The sequence below is a fragment of the Pseudomonas siliginis genome, assembly GCF_019145195.1.
Lineage (GTDB): Bacteria > Pseudomonadota > Gammaproteobacteria > Pseudomonadales > Pseudomonadaceae > Aquipseudomonas > Aquipseudomonas siliginis.
In genome coordinates this window covers 120004-137105 of record NZ_JAHSTW010000001.1, presented here as the reverse complement: position 1 = coordinate 137105, position 17102 = coordinate 120004, and the positions used below count along the sequence as shown (strand labels likewise).

11 protein-coding genes are annotated in these 17102 nt (G+C 60.3%); 5 read left to right on the top strand and 6 right to left on the bottom strand.

Annotated features, from left to right (window positions below; genetic code table 11):
- Positions 1-51 precede the first annotated feature (51 nt).
- Positions 52-1104: an autotransporter outer membrane beta-barrel domain-containing protein gene (locus KVG87_RS00585; RefSeq protein ID WP_217848579.1), complete on the top strand. Its 1053-nt coding sequence runs from the start codon at positions 52-54 to the stop codon at positions 1102-1104.
- 128 nt (positions 1105-1232) lie between these two features.
- Here the strand turns inward: KVG87_RS00585 and glgB are convergent, their stop codons facing one another.
- The 3 genes from glgB to KVG87_RS00570 all read right to left on the bottom strand — a co-directional run bounded on the left by glgB (position 1233) and on the right by KVG87_RS00570 (position 8992).
- On the bottom strand, positions 1233-3464 hold the full coding sequence (glgB, locus tag KVG87_RS00580) for a 1,4-alpha-glucan branching protein GlgB (RefSeq protein WP_217848577.1): 2232 nt from the start codon (positions 3462-3464) through the stop codon (positions 1233-1235).
- Positions 3465-3466: 2 nt separating this feature from the next.
- Positions 3467-6808 carry a maltose alpha-D-glucosyltransferase gene (gene treS / locus KVG87_RS00575; RefSeq protein ID WP_217848575.1) on the bottom strand — a complete coding sequence of 1114 codons (3342 nt, stop codon included), beginning with the start codon at positions 6806-6808 and terminating at the stop codon, positions 3467-3469.
- A gap of 186 nt (positions 6809-6994) precedes the next feature.
- Positions 6995-8992, bottom strand: coding sequence for an alpha-1,4-glucan--maltose-1-phosphate maltosyltransferase (locus KVG87_RS00570; RefSeq protein WP_217848566.1), 1998 nt, complete (start codon positions 8990-8992; stop codon positions 6995-6997).
- Between the two features lie 217 nt (positions 8993-9209).
- Between KVG87_RS00570 and KVG87_RS00565 the strand changes: the two genes are divergently transcribed.
- Positions 9210-9368: a hypothetical protein gene (locus KVG87_RS00565; protein ID WP_217848564.1), complete on the top strand. Its 159-nt coding sequence runs from the start codon at positions 9210-9212 to the stop codon at positions 9366-9368.
- 60 nt (positions 9369-9428) lie between these two features.
- Here KVG87_RS00565 and KVG87_RS00560 read toward each other — a convergent pair whose 3' ends face one another.
- Positions 9429-9941, bottom strand: coding sequence for an MgtC/SapB family protein (locus KVG87_RS00560; RefSeq protein WP_041480993.1), 513 nt, complete (start codon positions 9939-9941; stop codon positions 9429-9431).
- A gap of 121 nt (positions 9942-10062) precedes the next feature.
- Here KVG87_RS00560 and KVG87_RS00555 point away from each other — a divergent pair, with 121 nt between their 5' ends.
- The 3 genes from KVG87_RS00555 (at position 10063) to mapR (ending at position 13716) form a co-directional block, all read left to right on the top strand.
- Positions 10063-10311, top strand: a complete 249-nt coding sequence (locus tag KVG87_RS00555; RefSeq protein ID WP_217848562.1) for a DUF3203 family protein — start codon at positions 10063-10065, stop codon at positions 10309-10311.
- A 195-nt stretch (positions 10312-10506) separates the two neighbouring features.
- Positions 10507-11937, top strand: a complete 1431-nt coding sequence (gene ccoG, locus KVG87_RS00550; RefSeq protein WP_217848560.1) for a cytochrome c oxidase accessory protein CcoG — start codon at positions 10507-10509, stop codon at positions 11935-11937.
- Between the two features lie 369 nt (positions 11938-12306).
- Complete coding sequence (mapR, locus tag KVG87_RS00545; RefSeq protein WP_217848558.1) at positions 12307-13716, top strand: GntR family transcriptional regulator MpaR; 1410 nt, start codon at positions 12307-12309, stop codon at positions 13714-13716.
- 131 nt (positions 13717-13847) lie between these two features.
- Here mapR and KVG87_RS00540 read toward each other — a convergent pair whose 3' ends face one another.
- Positions 13848-14594, bottom strand: coding sequence for an SDR family oxidoreductase (locus KVG87_RS00540; protein ID WP_041480996.1), 747 nt, complete (start codon positions 14592-14594; stop codon positions 13848-13850).
- 138 nt (positions 14595-14732) lie between these two features.
- Complete coding sequence (locus KVG87_RS00535; RefSeq protein ID WP_095179932.1) at positions 14733-16814, bottom strand: putative bifunctional diguanylate cyclase/phosphodiesterase; 2082 nt, start codon at positions 16812-16814, stop codon at positions 14733-14735.
- Between the last annotated feature and the right edge of the window lie 288 nt (positions 16815-17102).

Here is a 17102-nt window from a genome sequence, read left to right as displayed (position 1 = left end):
AGGAGAGACGCCAAACACGAGATGACGCATGCGCTTGCAAGGTAGACCTCCATGAAAACTTCACTGACCCCAAATGAACTGAAAATCACCCTTTGCACAGTGTCAGGTTCGCTGTTGCTGTGCTCGTCCATGGAGGCGCATGCGGGATCTGCGGCGGATGAGCCCGCGTGGTATCGCGCCGATGTCCCTGTGATGACCTTGCCAGTGACCGTGATAACACCCGGACCGCTGCCATTGAGTCAGCAAAGCTCGCGCCTGATCACCGAAGATCTTGCGCCCTCCGCATGGGACGAGCTGTACGGCAAAAGCGCTCGACGAGCACAGACCGACGCACTGTCTTCCGGCTATGCGATGGCCGGTGGCGAGTTCAAAGGTCCGGCCGTGATCACGTTGAAAAGCGGTAATGGGACTACCCAGACCCTTGGTCTCATAGGTGGCGACAATCAGGTCCAGCTGAATGCCGCTGGTTCGCTGACCCGACGTGCCCTCGCCGACCGCAACACTGACAGCCTCAACCTGCAAGGCCAGAGCCTTGGCGCCTATTACAGCCTGGTCGGCGCGCAGGGCTGGCACGTCGACCTCTCGGCCAGCGGCGGTCGGGTGAGCGGTTTCAGTCGGACCCCGCAAGGCAATCGGCAAGCCACCGAAGGCAATGCGCTGACCTTTTCCGTCGAAGGCGGTTATCCGATCGGCTTGAGTGACAACTGGGTGGTCGAACCACAGGCGCAACTGATCAACCAGCGCATCAGCCTCGACGCGCCTTATGCAGGCTCGGGCAACGCCTCGCCGACCGACCTCACCGCGTGGAGTGGCCGTGTCGGTGCGCGATTGAAAGGCAGTTATGACTTGAACGGGTTGCCTGTTGAACCCTACGTGCGCACCAACCTTTGGCACACCGTTTACACCGGCAGCACGGTGACGCTCGATCAGGTCGACAAGATCAGCAGCAGCCGCAAATCATCGACAGTGGAATTGGGCTTGGGACTGGTGGCGCGGGTCACGCCGGCGTTAAGCCTGTACATGAGCGCCGATTACAGCAGCGATGTGGATGACAATGATCTGAACGGCATTATCGGCAGCCTCGGCGTGCGGATGCGCTGGTGATCTCCAGACTACCGAAAACCCTGTGGGAGCTGGCTTGCCAGCGATGGCGGCGTGTCAGTCAACAAAAATGCTGAATATGACGGCCTCATCGCGGGCAAGCCCGCTCCCACAGTTTTACTGTTCCTGGATCAGCCCTGCGGCTTGAGAATCAACACCGCCAACGGCGGAAGATTCAGTTCCAGCGACAACGATTGACCATGACTCGGTACTTCATCGGTCAATGCCCCGCCGCCATTGCCATAGTTGGAGCCGGCGTAAATGTCGGCGTCACTGTTGAACAGCTCGGTCCAGCGCCCGGCAAACGGCACGCCGACCCGATACGCCTGGCGCGGTACCGGCGTAAAGTTGGCAACCACCAGCACTGGCGAGCCATCCTTGCTCCAGCGCAACCAAGCGTAAACGCTGTTGATCGCATCATCGCCAATCAACCACTGGAAGCCCTGCGGCGCATCGTCCTGGTCGTGCAGCGCCGGCTCTTCGCGATACAGCCGGTTGAGATCGCCAACCAGTTTCTGCACGCCTTTGTGCTCGGAATACTGCAGCAGGTACCAGTCCAGCTGCTGATCGTGGTTCCACTCGCGCCATTGTCCGAACTCGCAGCCCATGAACAACAGCTTTTTGCCCGGATGAGTCCACATGAAGCTCAGATAGGCGCGCAGGTTGGCAAACTTCTGCCAGCGATCGCCAGGCATCTTGTCGATCAGCGAGTGCTTGCCGTGCACCACTTCGTCGTGGGAAATCGGCAGGATGAAGCGCTCGGACCAGGCGTAGACCAGACCAAAACTCAACTCATTGTGGTGATGGGCGCGGTACACCGGATCCTGCTGGATGTAATGCAGCGAGTCGTGCATCCAGCCCATGTTCCATTTGTAGGCAAACCCGAGACCGCCCTGCTGGGTGCTCTGACTGACGCCCGGCCATGCGGTGGATTCTTCGGCAATCACCAGCGCACCCGGCGCTTCCAGTTCAACCACGTCGTTCAAATGCCGCAGGAAGTCGATGGCCTCCAGGTTCTCGCGACCGCCGTGGCGGTTCGGCACCCATTCGCCAGCCTTGCGCGAATAGTCGCGGTACAGCATCGAAGCCACGGCATCCACCCGCAGGCCGTCGATATGAAAGTGTTTCAGCCAGTGCAACGCCGAGGCCAGCATGTAGCCGTGCACTTCAGTGCGGCCGAGGTTGTAGATCAGCGTGTCCCAATCCTGATGGAAGCCCTCCAGCGGATTGCCGTATTCGTACAGCGCGGTGCCGTCGAACTGCGCCAGACCGTGGGTATCGGTGGGGAAATGCGCCGGCACCCAGTCGAGGATCACGCCGATGTCGGCCTGGTGACAGGCGTTGACGAACTCGGCGAACTGATCCGGCGTGCCATAACGCGCACTCGGGGCGAACTGCGAAAGCAACTGATAACCCCAGGAACCACCGAACGGGTGTTCCATGATCGGCATCAATTCGATGTGGGTGAAGCCCAGCTCTTTCACATAAGGAATCAGCCGCTCGGCCAGTTCCGGCCAGGTGTACTGGCGCGCGACTTCGCCGAGATCATCCAGCTCGCACTGCCAGGAACCGGCGTGCAACTCATAGATCGACAAAGGCTTGGAGCGCTGCTGGCGATCCTGACGGGAATTCATCCAGTCGTGATCCTGCCAGTCGATCTGCAGGGGCGAGGCAACTTTCGAAGCGGTGTCCGGCGGCAGGCTGGTGGCCAGTGCCATCGGGTCGGCCTTGAGCGGCAAAATGCCGTGGGCGCCGAGGATTTCGTACTTGTACAACTCCCCCGCTTGCAGGCGCGGGATGAACAACTCCCACACGCCCGAAGGATGGCGCAGACGCATCGGGTGACGACGACCGTCCCAGACGTTGAAATCGCCGACCACCGACACACGGCGGGCATTCGGCGCCCACACGGCAAAGCGCACACCGTCCACGCCATCAACGGTTTTCAGCTGCGCACCGAGGCAAGCACTGAGGTCACGGTGATTGCCTTCGGCGAACAGATACAAATCCATTTCGCCGAGCAGCTGACCAAAGCTGTACGGATCTTCGGCGACCTGCTCGCCACCGGCCCAGCGCGTACGCAACAGGTACGGTCGCGCCTGATCGAAATGGCCGACAAACAGCCCCGGCGTCTCGGTCATCTCCAGCGGGCCAAGCTCTTCACCGCTGTCCTTGTCCAGCACCGTCACACTCAGCGCACCGGGCAGATAAGCGCGGATGAACTGCCCACCAGCGCCATCGCCGTGCGGGCCGAGAATGGAAAACGGGTCCTGATGTTCAGCGCGCACCAAAGCATCGATGTCGCGCGCCGAGGGTAACAATGCTTCCTTTACCACACCCTGTTCCTTGTTCGAGAAACTCATGACTACTCTCCACCAAGATCGGAAAAGGGTTTAAGCCCTGTCAATAATCCATACAAGCCGTGCAATGGCACGGGCAGCCACGTTGGGCGGTTTTCCGCCTCGTAGGCCACTTCATAAGCGGCTTTTTCCAGGCCAAACAACGCCAGCGCGGCGTCGGCACCCTCAGGATCCTGCCAGGCATGCTCAAGACTAGCTGCTGCCTCGCGGTATGCCTGGACAAATGCCTCGCGTGCTTCGCGCAGATAACGCTCGGCGACCCGTTTGCGCGCCGCTTCGGCTTCGACGCTGTTATCGACGTTGTGCACATTGATGGTCATCGCCGCTGCGTAATCGAACGAACGCAGTACGCCGCTGACATCCTTGTACGGGCTGTGCTTGCCGCGACGCTCGCTCAATGGCCGCGCCGGTTCGCCCTCAAAGTCGATCAAGTAGGCGTCGCCCTTGATCACCAGCACTTGGCCCAAATGCAAGTCGCCATGCACCCGAATGCGCAAGCCGCCGGTGGCTTTCTTCGCCAGATCCTGCACATGGGCAAGAATGGTTTTCTTCTCGTCGAGCAGACGCTTGACCAGTTTCTGATCCGCCGCGTTCAACTCGCCTTGATGCTGTTTGAGCAGTTTCAAGGCGTGTTCGACTTGGGCGGTGACGTCCTTGCCTGTCGTGGCCATGTCCTTGCTCGACGACACTTGCGGCGCAAAGTCGGCGTTGTCGGTTGGCGCAGCGAGCACCTGATGCATCTCGCCCAGACGTTGGCCGAGCATGCCGGCGAAGTCCTTCAGCTCGCCGAGCGCGTTGTAATGCTGCTCCTGCTCGGACATGGCGTCGGCCAGCTCATCGCGCAACGCCCGTTCGAGGTTGTTCTGCGTCCATTCCCATGCATCGCCCTGATTGCTCAGGTAACCCTGGGCGATCATCAGCAAGTTGTCTTCCCCCTGCGCGTCACGGCGAATCACCGAACCCAGCAGTGGCGAGATATTGGCAAACCCGGCCTCGGTCAGGTAAGCGCTCATCTCCAGTTCCGGGTGTACGCCAGAAGCCACTTTGCGTATCAGCTTAAGCACCAGGCTGTTGCCGACAACCACGGAGCTGTTCGATTGCTCGGCCGACAGGTAGCGCACATCCGACTCGGCGCCGAGGCCGAGTTTTTCCAGATGATCTGTCTGTTCGAAGCGGATTTCGCCTTCGATCGACTCCAGTACGGTGTTGTTCTGCATGCCTTGCAGAACGGCGCGGACGAAGGTTTCCAGGCTGAACGCATCGGTAATCAGGCCGACCTGACGCACACGGCGTACACGCGATAGCGCCAATTGCTGCGGCAACGGCGGGCCGACATGGTCTTCGGCAATGAAGCCGAACGGCAGTTGATAACGGTTGGTCTGGCCACCGCTGGTGACTTCGATTTCGCTGAGCAGCACCGGATGCTGGGCATCACCGAAACGCACGCCGTAAGCCAGATTGACCTTCTCGATCGCCGCGTCCTTGCCGGCGAACCAGCGACGGTTCTGCAGCCAGCTCGGCAGAATGCTTTGCTCCAGCGTCGTCCGCGATGGCGCTTCGAGCAGTTCTTCCATGCGTTTTTTCAGTACCAGCGTGGTGAAGTCCGGCAGGCTCTGCGCCGGCTCGACGTGCCAGCTCGGCATCTGGTTTTCTGCCGCCAGTGCAAACCAATAGAAACCGTACGGCGCCAGGGTCAGGAGGAAATTCAACTGACCGATCGGCGGGAACGCGTTACCGCCGAGCATTTCCACCGGCACCATGCCGACATACGCCGACAGGTCCAGTTCGACCGCTTGCGCACTGCGCGAGACGTTGGCCACGCACAGAATGATTTCGTGCTTGCCGTCGGCATCGGTGTATTCGCGGGTGTAAGCCAGCACGCGACGGTTGCTCGGCGAGAGCATTTTCAAGGTGCCACGGCCGAAGGCTTTCGACTGCTTGCGCACCGCGAGCAGGCGCCGCGTCCAGTTCAACAGCGAGTGCGGATCGCCGGACTGGGTTTCTACGTTGACCGACTGATAGCCATACTGCGGGTCCATGATCGGCGGCAGTACCAGACTGGCCGGATCGGCGCGGGAGAAACCGCCGTTGCGGTCGATCGACCACTGCATCGGTGTACGCACGCCATCGCGGTCGCCGAGGTAGATGTTGTCGCCCATACCGATTTCGTCGCCGTAATACAGGGTCGGCGTGCCGGGCATCGACAGCAGCAGGCTGTTGAGCAGTTCGATGCGGCGACGGTCGCGTTCCATCAACGGTGCGAGACGACGGCGAATACCGAGGTTGATCCGCGCGCGACGGTCAGCCGCGTAGTAATTCCACAGGTAATCGCGCTCACGGTCGGTGACCATTTCCAGGGTCAGCTCATCGTGATTACGCAGGAAAATCGCCCACTGACAGTTCGCCGGAATCTCCGGGGTCTGACGCAGGATGTCGGTGATCGGAAAACGATCTTCCTGCGCCAGCGCCATGTACATGCGCGGCATCAGCGGGAAATGGAAGGCCATATGGCATTCGTCGCCATTGACGCCAGCGGCATCGGTATCGCCGAAATACAGCTGAGTGTCTTCCGGCCATTGGTTGGCCTCGGCCAGCAGCATGCGGTCGGGGTAGTTGGCGTCGATCTCGGCACGGATCTGCTTAAGGACGTCGTGGGTCTCGGGCAGGTTTTCGTTGTTGGTGCCGTCGCGCTCGATCAGGTACGGAATCGCATCGAGGCGCAGGCCGTCGATGCCCATGTCCAGCCAGTAGCGCATCACCGACAACACGGCTTTCATGACTTGCGGGTTATCGAAGTTCAGATCCGGCTGGTGCGAGTAGAAGCGGTGCCAGAAGTACTGACCGGCGACCGGGTCCCAGGTCCAGTTGGACTTCTCGGTGTCGAGGAAGATGATCCGCGTGCCGTCGTATTTCTGGTCGTCATCGGACCAGACGTAGAAATCCCGCGCCGCCGAACCCGGCTTGGCTTTACGCGCACGCTGGAACCACGGGTGCTGGTCGGAGGTGTGGTTGATGACCAGTTCGGTAATCACCCGCAGACCGCGCTTGTGCGCTTCGGCAATGAAGCGCTTGGCGTCGGCCATGGTCCCATAGTCGCTGTGCACGCCACGGTATTCGGCGATGTCGTAACCGTCGTCGCGACGTGGCGAGGGATAGAACGGCAGCAGCCAGATGGTATTGACGCCGAGGTCGGCAATGTAATCGAGTTTGGCGATAAGCCCGGGAAAGTCGCCGATCCCGTCATTGTTGGAGTCGAAAAACGATTTGACGTGAACCTGATAGATCACCGCGTCCTTGTACCAGAGCGGGTCTTTGATGAAGGCGGCTGCCTTGGGTTTCTTCGCCATGTGGAACTCCTGAAAAATTCTCTGATACACCGAGGGACTCGCAGTGGTGAGCCCCTGTGGCGAGGGGATTTATCCCCGTTCGGCTGCGCAGCAGTCGCAAATTGTTAACGCGGTGCAGCTTGAAAAAAGGGGCCGCTGCGCGCCCCAACGGGGATAAATCCCCTCGCCACAAGTGCGGTGCAAATGTTACGAAGCTGTAATTCGCCAAATCCCGAACGGCTGATACGCCGGGTCGATGCGCATGAACTGATATTTGCCGTGCCAGTCCCAGCGATGGCCATTCATCAAATCTTCGCCATGGGTGGTGGCGTCGTCCGGCAGGCCCATTTCCCACAGCGGCAGTTCGAAATTCGCTTCCTGCACGTTATGCGGATCGAGGCTGACCGCGACCAGAATGAAGTTCGTGCCATCGGCGCTGCGCTTGCCGAAGAACAGAATGTTGTCGTTCCAGGCGTTGTAGATCTTCAGGCCCAAATGGGTGTGCAGCGCCGGGTTCTGCCGGCGGATGCGGTTGAGCTGGGCGATCTCGGCAATGATGTTGCCCGGTGCGGTGAAGTCGCGGACACGGATCTCGTATTTCTCCGAATCCAGATATTCCTGTTTGCCCGGCACCGGTGCCGATTCGCACAGCTCGAAGCCGGAATACATGCCCCACAGACCCGAGCCCATAGTCGCCAGCGCCGCGCGAATGAGGAAACCGGGACGCCCCGACTCATGCAAAAACGCCGGGTTGATGTCCGGGGTATTGACGAAGAAATTCGGCCGGTAGCATTCGCGCCACGGCGACTGGTTCAGCTCGGTGAAATATTCCGCCAGCTCGGCCTTGGTATTGCGCCAGGTGAAATAGGTGTAGCTCTGCGAATACCCGACCTTGCCCAGACGCGCCATCATCGCCGGCGTGGTGAAGGCCTCGGCGAGGAAGATCACTTCCGGATACAGCGTGCGCACATCGGCGATCAGCCATTGCCAGAACGGCAGCGGTTTGGTGTGCGGGTTGTCAACGCGGAAGATTTTCACGCCTTCCTTGACCCAGCCGACGACGATGTCGCGCAACTCGACCCACAGGCTCGGAATCGCATCCGGCGCATAGAAATCGACGTTGACGATGTCCTGGTATTTCTTCGGCGGGTTTTCGGCGTATTTGATCGTGCCGTCCGGGCGCCAGTTGAACCAGCCCGGATGCTCCTTGAGCCACGGGTGATCCTGGGAACACTGGATAGCGAAGTCGAGAGCGATTTCCAGGCCATGGTCGGCGGCGGCAGCCACCAGGCGGCGGAAATCTTCACGGGTGCCGAGTTGCGAGTGAATCGCTTCGTGGCCACCCTCCTCGCTGCCGATCGCGTACGGGCTGCCCGGATCATCCGGGCCGGCAGTCAGGGAATTGTTGCGGCCCTTGCGGTGGGCGCGGCCGATCGGGTGGATCGGCGTGAAGTACAGCACGTCGAAGCCCATGTCCTGAATCATCGGCAGACGCGAATGCACATCGTTGAAAGTGCCGTGACGCTGGGGATCGTCGGTGATCGAGCGCGGAAACAGCTCGTACCAACTGGCGAACTCGGCGAGTTCGCGCTCGACGTCCATGGGGAATTCGGCGCTGATGCTGAGGTAGGCGCGGTGATCGGCCTGAGCCATCAGCTCTGCACTGCGCGAGTGCAGAAACAGCGCGACCTGCTCGGTTTCGAGCAGACCGGACAATTCATGGTGCAGCGCGGCAAGCTGCTCGCTGAGCTGACCTTCGCTGCGTTCGGCGGCCTGTTGCACCATGCTCCGGCCTTCCTGCAGCTCCAGGGAAACCGGCACAGCAGCGTTGTGCTTCTTTTCCAGTTCGTACTGGAAGCTGGCGAAATGATCGATCCACGCTTCGATGCAATACAGGTAGCGGCCCTGTTCCTCGGGGCGGAACTGGCCTTGCCAGGTGTTGTTGCCCTGATCGGACATGACCTCGGTTTGCCAGGTTTCCTGGCCTTCCTCGCGCCAGCGAATGCGCACGGCGAGCTTGTCATGGCCGTCGGCAAACACCTTGCTAGTCACCACCACTTCGCGCCCGGCAATCGATTTGGCGGCGAACTGGCCGCCGTCGAGGGTCGGCATGGTGTTTTCGATGACGATTCGAGGCAGCAGCAACGCCTGCGACAATGGCATGTGCGGGTTGTAACTCAGCTCTGAAGGTCTTTCAGCAGTCATTGAGCATCTCTCCTTAACGCCCCAAGGACGCTCTTGTGCCGGAACAGTATTCGCGACAAAGCGCCGGCCCTGTCATGAACTCACATAGGTTCCGAGCAACCGGCGCGGGGAAAAGTTCAGATGAAATTAACAAGACAAACCGGCGGATCGAATTTGCCGTGCCCGGGTCAACTCACTTAAGCACGTCCCACGCCATGTGCCATATGGAGGTCATCAGATGAACATCCCGATCCCGGCGGAAACGCCTGATCCGAACATCGACAAACCCACCCTGCCGGATACCGAGCCGCCGCCGGTCCCTGAGCAAGAGCCACCAGGCATCACGCCACCGCCGAAAGAAGAGCCACCGAATACGATGCCACCAGTGATCGTCTGACCCCTGCCCCCCTGATCGTTCCCACGCGAAGCGTGGGAACGATAATCAGCCGGCGGGGAGTCAGAGGTGGTCGTTCTTGTCGACATCCTTTTCGAACACTCTGACCACGTACGGCATCACACTGAAGATCGCCAGTGCCAGAATGGTACTGAGCAATGCCGTCGCCTCCTTGCCCAGCCCCGCCGCCACGCCGATCGCTGCAGTCATCCACAATCCAGCTGCTGTGGTCAGACCTTTGACATGGGATTCGTCGCCCTGCTGATTTTTCAGAATGGTGCCGGCGCCGAGAAAGCCGATCCCGGCAATTACGCCTTGCAAGACTCGACTCATCGCATCGGATTCCGCGCCCGAGGTCTGCGGCACCAACACAAATAGTGCAGCCCCCAACGCCACCAGCATGTGCGTGCGCACGCCCGCTGCCTTGCCTTTATGCTCGCGCTCAAATCCGAGAATCCCGCCGAGAATCGCCGCCATCAGCAGGCGTACGGTGATCCGGGTCATTTGCGAGGCGTCGCCGATGTCGGCAAATTCGGCTTGCACCGTTGCCCACACTTCATCCCACCAGTCTTCCATCGTGCCTCCCTTGTTTGGTTAGATAAACGATGGACAACAGCGACCATTAATCGGTTGCGCAGAACGATCGGCGCGCTGCGCTTCCTAATATGAAGACCTCACTGGAACAAGGACTGCCGCCATGCCCGTTCGAATCGATGAATCCAACCCTGAGCAGAAAGTGTGTTTTTTCACCGTCGAGCATGGTGAGGAAATCCGTATCTGCGACACGTTGACAGTCGAGACCGATAGCGAAAAAGCCATGTCGTTCGTGGAAATCGAAGGCAAACGCGCCTACATCACCGAAGCAGAAGCCAATGCCCTGACCGTGGCCGGGGCTAAAGACGGGCGCAAGCACGTTAAAGCCGATGACAGTGGTTCGGTGGTTTGATTGACCTCGCTCAATACGCTGCGCAAACATCCGCGATAGGCGTTTGCGCCGCGCCCACCCTGATGCTTCAAGTTGTCGCAGGGATTGCGCCAAACCCCATCTGATCCGCTTTTTATTGCCAAACCTGAGTCTGTTCTGCAAACAGATCGGCGCTCATAGTGCATCGGCCTGATGGAGGCTGATGAGCGAACGACCATGAGCGAGCAAATCCCCGTCCGAACCGTAGAAGCATCGCCAACGATAAAAAGCGTACCCGCGCGCCCACTGAAGGCGACTGCCGGCTCCACCGACAAGCAGATCCACACCCGCAGTTTCACCGGCCTGTTCCGCAACCTGCGTATGAGCGGTGCCGGGTTTCTGTTCCTGCTGTTCTTCGGCACCGTGTGGCTGAACTGGGGCGGTCGGCAGGCGGTGCTGTGGGATCTGGCGGAAAGCAAATTCCATATCTTTGGCGCGACGTTCTGGCCGCAGGATTTCATTTTGCTCTCGGCGCTGCTGATCATCGCTGCGTTCGGACTCTTCGCCATCACCGTGTTTGCCGGTCGCGTCTGGTGTGGTTACACCTGCCCGCAGAGTTCGTGGACGTGGATCTTCATGTGGTGCGAGAAGATCACCGAAGGCGAACGCAACCAACGGATCAAACTGCAAGCGGCGCCGTGGAGCCTGAACAAACTGGCGCGGCGCGCCGCCAAGCACACGTTGTGGCTGGCGATCAGCGTGATGACCGGCCTGACCTTCGTCGGTTACTTCACCCCGATCCGGCCGCTGGCTGAAGATTTGCTGACCCTGCAGATCGGTGGCGTCAGTCTGTTCTGGGTGCTGTTCTTCGCCGCCGCCACCTACATCAACGCCGGTTGGCTGCGTGAAGCCGTGTGCATGCACATGTGCCCGTATGCGCGGTTTCAGAGTGTGATGTTCGACAAGGACACGTTGACCATTGCGTATGATGCCGCCCGTGGCGAAAACCGTGGTCCACGCAAGCGTGATGTGCGCCCGGTCGAAGCCGGCCTGGGTGATTGCATCGACTGCCAGTTGTGCGTGCAGGTCTGCCCGACCGGCATCGACATCCGCGATGGCTTGCAAATGGAATGCATCGGCTGCGCAGCGTGCATCGACGCCTGCGATTCGATCATGGACAAAATGCATTACCCGCGCGGCCTGATCCGCTACAGTTCCGAGCGCGAATTGCAGGGCGGCAAAACCCATCTGCTGCGTCCGCGTTTGATTGGCTATACGGCGGTGTTGTTGGTGATGATCGGAACGTTGGCGCTGGCATTGATCGAGCGGCCGATGGTGTCGCTGGACGTGACCAAGGATCGCGGGTTGTTCCGCGAGAACGCTCAGGGGCAGATCGAGAATATTTATTCGCTGAAAGTGATCAACAAGACTCAGCAGCGACAGGAATACCGGTTGAGTCTGGTTGATGGCGACGGGTTTGAGTTGCAGGGCAAAACGGCCCTGAGCCTGGCGCCGGGAGAGATTGTCGATGTGCCGGTGTCGGTGGCGATGACCACCGAGCGCCCGGCGAGCAGTTCGCAGACATTGAGTTTCAGGATTGAAGACAGTGACGAGCCCCAGGTTTACAGCGTGACGAAGAGCCGGTTTGTGGCGCCGATAAATCGTTGAGAATTTGGCATTGCTGCCCTCACCCCAGCCCTCTCCCGGAGGGAGAGGGAGCCGACCGAGGTGTCTGTCGCTATGCATCGACCTGAAAGACCGAGTCGATTATGGATTCGGCAAAGCACTGTCAGGTCGGCGTATTTCATCAGCATCCCCCAATCAGTCCCCTCTCCCGGAGGGAGAGGGAGCCGACCGAGGTGTCTGTCGCTATGCATCGACCTGAAAGACCGAGTCGATTATGGATTCGGCAAAGCACTGTCAGGTCGGCATATTTCATCAGCATCCCCCAATCAGTCCCCTCTCCCTCTGGGAGAGGGCTAGGGTGAGGGCTCCTTCCCTGACACCCCACAAAATCAAGTCCACCAAGGCCCACCGATGAAACGCTACGAAAAATTCGCCGACGACATCGCTGAACTGATCCGCTCCGGCGTCCTCGGCCACGGCCAGCGGGTGCCGTCGGTGCGCTACGCCAGCCAGACCTACGGCGTCAGCCCGTCCACGGTGTTCCAGGCCTATTACCTGCTCGAACGCCGTGGCCTGATCCGCGCCCGGCCGCGCTCCGGTTACTTCGTCAACGCCCATACGCCGAGCACATTTTCCGAGCCGGTGATCAGCAGCCAGGTCAATGAATCCACCGAGGTTGACGTCAGCGAACTGGTGTTCTCGGTACTCGATTCGATCAAAGACCCCAACACCGTGCCCTTCGGCTCGGCGTTCCCCAGCCCGACGCTGTTCCCGCTGCAACGCCTGTCGCGCTCCCTGGCCAGCGCCGCGCGGGAGATGGACCCGCGCATGGTCGTCACCGATATGTCGCCGGGCAACCCGCAACTGCGCCGGCAGATTGCTCTGCGCTACATGGTCGGCGGGCTGATGCTGCCGATGGAAGAATTGCTCATCACCAACGGCGCGCTCGAAGCGCTGAACCTGTGCCTGCAAGCGGTGACCGAGCCTGGTGATCTGGTGGCCATCGAGGCCCCGGCGTTCTACGCCAGCCTGCAGGTGCTCGAGCGTCTGAAGCTCAAAGCCGTGGAGATCCCCGTGCACCCGCGCGATGGCATCGACCTCGGTGTGCTCGCGCAAACTCTGGATCGTCACCCGATCAAGGCCTGCTGGTGCATGACCAGTTTCCAGAACCCGATGGGCGCGACTGTGCCCGAGGCGAAGAAACAGGAACTGGTCGAACTGCTGCGTCAGCATCAGGTGCCGTTGATCGAAGACGACGTCTACGCCGAGCTTTATTACGGGCAACAGGCGCCAAAACCGGCCAAGGCTTTTGATACCGAAGGATTGGTCATGCATTGCGGCTCGTTCGCCAAAAGTCTCGCGCCCGGTTATCGCATCGGCTGGGTGGCGGCCGGGCGTTTTGCGCAGAAAATCGAACGGCTGAAGCTGATGACCTCGCTGTGCGCTTCGATGCCGGCGCAAGCGGCTATCGCCGATTATCTGCAACACGGCGGCTACGATCGGCATCTGCGCAAACTGCGTTACGCTCTGGAAGAACAGCAGAGCGCGATGCTCGCGGCGATTGCCCGCTACTTTCCGGCGCAGACCCGGGTCAGCCAACCGGCGGGCGGCTACTTTCTATGGCTGGAATTGCCGGAGCAGATGGATTCGCTGAAGCTGTTTCAGATGGCACTGGCACAAGGCATCAGCATCGCGCCGGGGCCGATTTTCTCGCCGACCCAGCGTTTCAGAAATTGCATTCGCTTGAATTACGGCAGCCCGTGGACCGAGGAATCGGAAAAGGCCATGGAGACGTTGGGGCGGATTGTGCGGTCGTTCTGAGGGATAGATGTTGTCTGGACTGGCCCCTTCGCGAGCAGGCTCGCTCCCACATGGGGTCTGTATTCACAAATCCACTGTGGGAGCGAGCCTGCTCGCGAAGAGGCCGGTTTTAACACTGCAAACCCACCGGTTTACCGCCCACCCCCCAAATCAACAAACGTCCCGGTCGCATACGATGCCTTGTCCGACAGCAACCAGACAATCGCCTCCGCAACTTCATCCGGCCGCCCGCCCCGGGCCATGGGAATCGCCGATTCGAGCTTGCTGACCCGATCCGGGTCGCCGCTCAGCGCATGGAAGTCGGTATAGATGTAACCCGGACGCACGGCATTGACGCGAATGCCCTCACCCGCGACTTCTTTCGACAGACCGATAGTGAAGGTGTCGAGCGCACCCTTGGATGCGGCGTAATCAACGTACTCGTTCGGCGAACCGAGGCGTGCCGCGACCGAGGAGACGTTGACGATGCTGCCCCCCTGCCCGCCGTGTTTGGGCGACATGCGCAGGATCGCGTGCTTGGCGCAGAGGATCGGCGCCAGCACATTGGTTTTCATGATTTTGAGGATGCGGAATTCGGACATCTCATCGACCCGCGATTTCTGCCCGACGGTGCCGGCGTTGTTGACCAGCGCGGTGACGCGGCCCAGTTCGGTGTCGACGCGATGAAACATCGCGATCACTTCGTCTTCGATGCTGACATCGGCGCGAACCGCGATGGCCTGCGCGCCCAAGGCGCGAACCTGCTCGAGCACGCTGTGTGCGGCCTGTTCATCCGACTGATAGTTGATGCAGATCCGGTAGCCCTGTTCGGCTGCCAGCAATGCCGTAGCCGCGCCGATTCCGCGCCCGCCCCCGGTGATGACAATGACTTTATCCATGCTGGCCTTCCCCCACGTGCACACGTAACAGTCGGGGCCAAGAATAACTGCCATTCATGGCTTTTGCATGGGTTCTATGGTGTTACCGCCATCCCCTGTGGGAGCGAGCCTGCTCGCGAAGAACGATGACTCGGTCTCTCAGACCACCGCCAGCCGTTGCCCACGCACGATGTCCTGCATGAAGCGCTCCGCCGGCATCGGATGGCCGAGCAGATAGCCCTGCAGCGAATCACAGCCCAGTTTGGTCAGGAAATCCTGTTGCGCGCCGGTTTCGACACCTTCGGCGACAATCCGCAAATCCAGGGCCTGCCCCAGCGCAACGATCGCCGAGACGATTGCGGCATCATCGCTGTCATGCTCCAGATCGCGGACGAAACCGCGGTCGATCTTCAGCTCATTGGCCGGCAAGCGTTTGAGGTACATCAGGCTGGAATAACCGGTGCCGAAGTCGTCGATCGACAGGTCGACGCCCATGTCCGACAACTCTTGCAGCACGGTCATGCTCGCATCGGCGTCGCTCATCGCTGTGGTTTCGGTGATTTCCAGGGTCAGGCTGTTGGCCGGCAGGTGATGGGTCGCCAGCGCCTTGGCCACGCTTTGCACCAGCCCGGCATGGCAGAACTGCAAGGCCGAGAGGTTCACGGCAATGCGCCAGTCGGTGTAACCGAGCACGTACCATTCGCGCATCTGCCGGCAGGCTTCGTTGAGCACCCATTCGCCCATCGGAATGATCAGCCCGGTTTTCTCCGCCAGATCAATGAACTTGTCCGGCATCAACATGCCATGCAGCGGATGCTTCCAACGCAGCAGCGCTTCGGCACCGACCGGACGGCCATTGGCGGCGTCGAATTTGGGCTGGTAATGCAGGCAGAACTGGTTGTGCTCAATGGCCGCGCGCAGGTCCTGTAACAGTTGCAGTTGTTTGCGCGCGTTGGTGTTCATCGACGCATCGAAGAAGCTGTAGCCGTTCTTGCCACCGCCCTTGGCGTGGTACATCGCGGCGTCGGCGTTCATCAGCAGTTCCTGGGCGTTTTCACCGTTGCCCGGGTAGAGGGCAATGCCGACGCTGGCGGAAATCTGCAGATCATGTTCAGCGACGCGGAACGTGCGACCGATAAGGCTGACCTGACGCGCAGCCAGGCTCAAGGCGTCATTGGGCTCGCTCAAACGCACCAGCAGAACGAACTCATCGCCACCGATCCGCGCCAAGGTGTCCTGGCTGCGCAAGTCCTCACGCAGACGCGCGCCGACTTCACGCAGCAATTGGTCGCCCATGTGATGGCCGAATGCGTCGTTGACCGGTTTGAAGCCGTCGAGGTCGATGAACATCAAGGCGAAGCAGCCACCCTGCTCTTGCACCTTTTTGATCGCCTGATTGATGCGGTCGTCGAGCAGCATGCGGTTGGGCAGACTGGTCAGCGGATCGTGCAGGGCCAGTTGGGTGAGTTCGCGGTTGGCCACCGTCAGCGAGTGCGCCAGATCAGCCGTGCGCGCTTCGAGCCGGGCGTCGAGGATCGAGGTCAACAAGGCAATCGACAGCACCGCAAGCGTGGTCACCACGACCAGACTGTCGAGACCATTGCCCTTCAAGCCATTGAGCGTCGCGCCGCAGAAACTGCCGTCAGGAAATTGCGCCGCCGCCATGCCGGTGTAATGCATGCCGACAATCGCCACACCCATGATCACCGCCGCGCCGGCACGAATCAGCCGCACATAGGGCGATTGCTGACGCAGGCGAAAGGCAATCCACAATGCCGCTGCCGAGGCGCCGACGGCGATCAGCAGGGAGGCACTGAACAGGGTCGGGTCGTAATCGATGCCCGGTGTCATGCGCAGCGCGGCCATACCGGTGTAGTGCATGGCGCTGATGCCCGAACCCATGATCAGCGCACCGAAAGCCAGCTGCGCCAGTGGCAATTTCGGTTGGCTGACCAGCCACAAGGCGAAACCGCAGGACAGCACCGCGATCAGCAGCGACAGCGCAGTGAGGGCGAAGTCGTAGCCCAGGTCGATCGGCAATTTGAAGGCGAGCATGCCGATGAAGTGCATCGACCAGACGCCAACGCCCATCGCCAACGCCCCGCCCGCCGTCCAGAAATGCACGGCCCGGCCTTTAGCCGTGGCAATGCGTCCGGTGAGATCGAGCGCCGTGTAGGAAGCCAGAATGGCCACGCACAACGAAATGAAAACCAGGGTGAAGGAGTAGCTGCCGATGAGCATGGACGTTCTCGTGACAAGCCGAAACCGTACTGCTTCCATTCTCGGTCGGGCAAATGCGGCGATTGTACTGATTGCGCGAAATAACGCACTGACAAAGTAACCAAATTGCCATCAAGCCGATGAAACGCTTGTTCGATCGTCCTACAAGGCTCTGTGGCGGGCTTTAAGCACACCTTGTGAAAGCGATCTCACGCCAGACACAAATCCCTGTGGGAGCGAGCCTGCTCGCGAAGGCGCCGGCACAGCCAGCATCGTAGTTGCCTGACCCACCGCTTTCGCGAGCAGGCT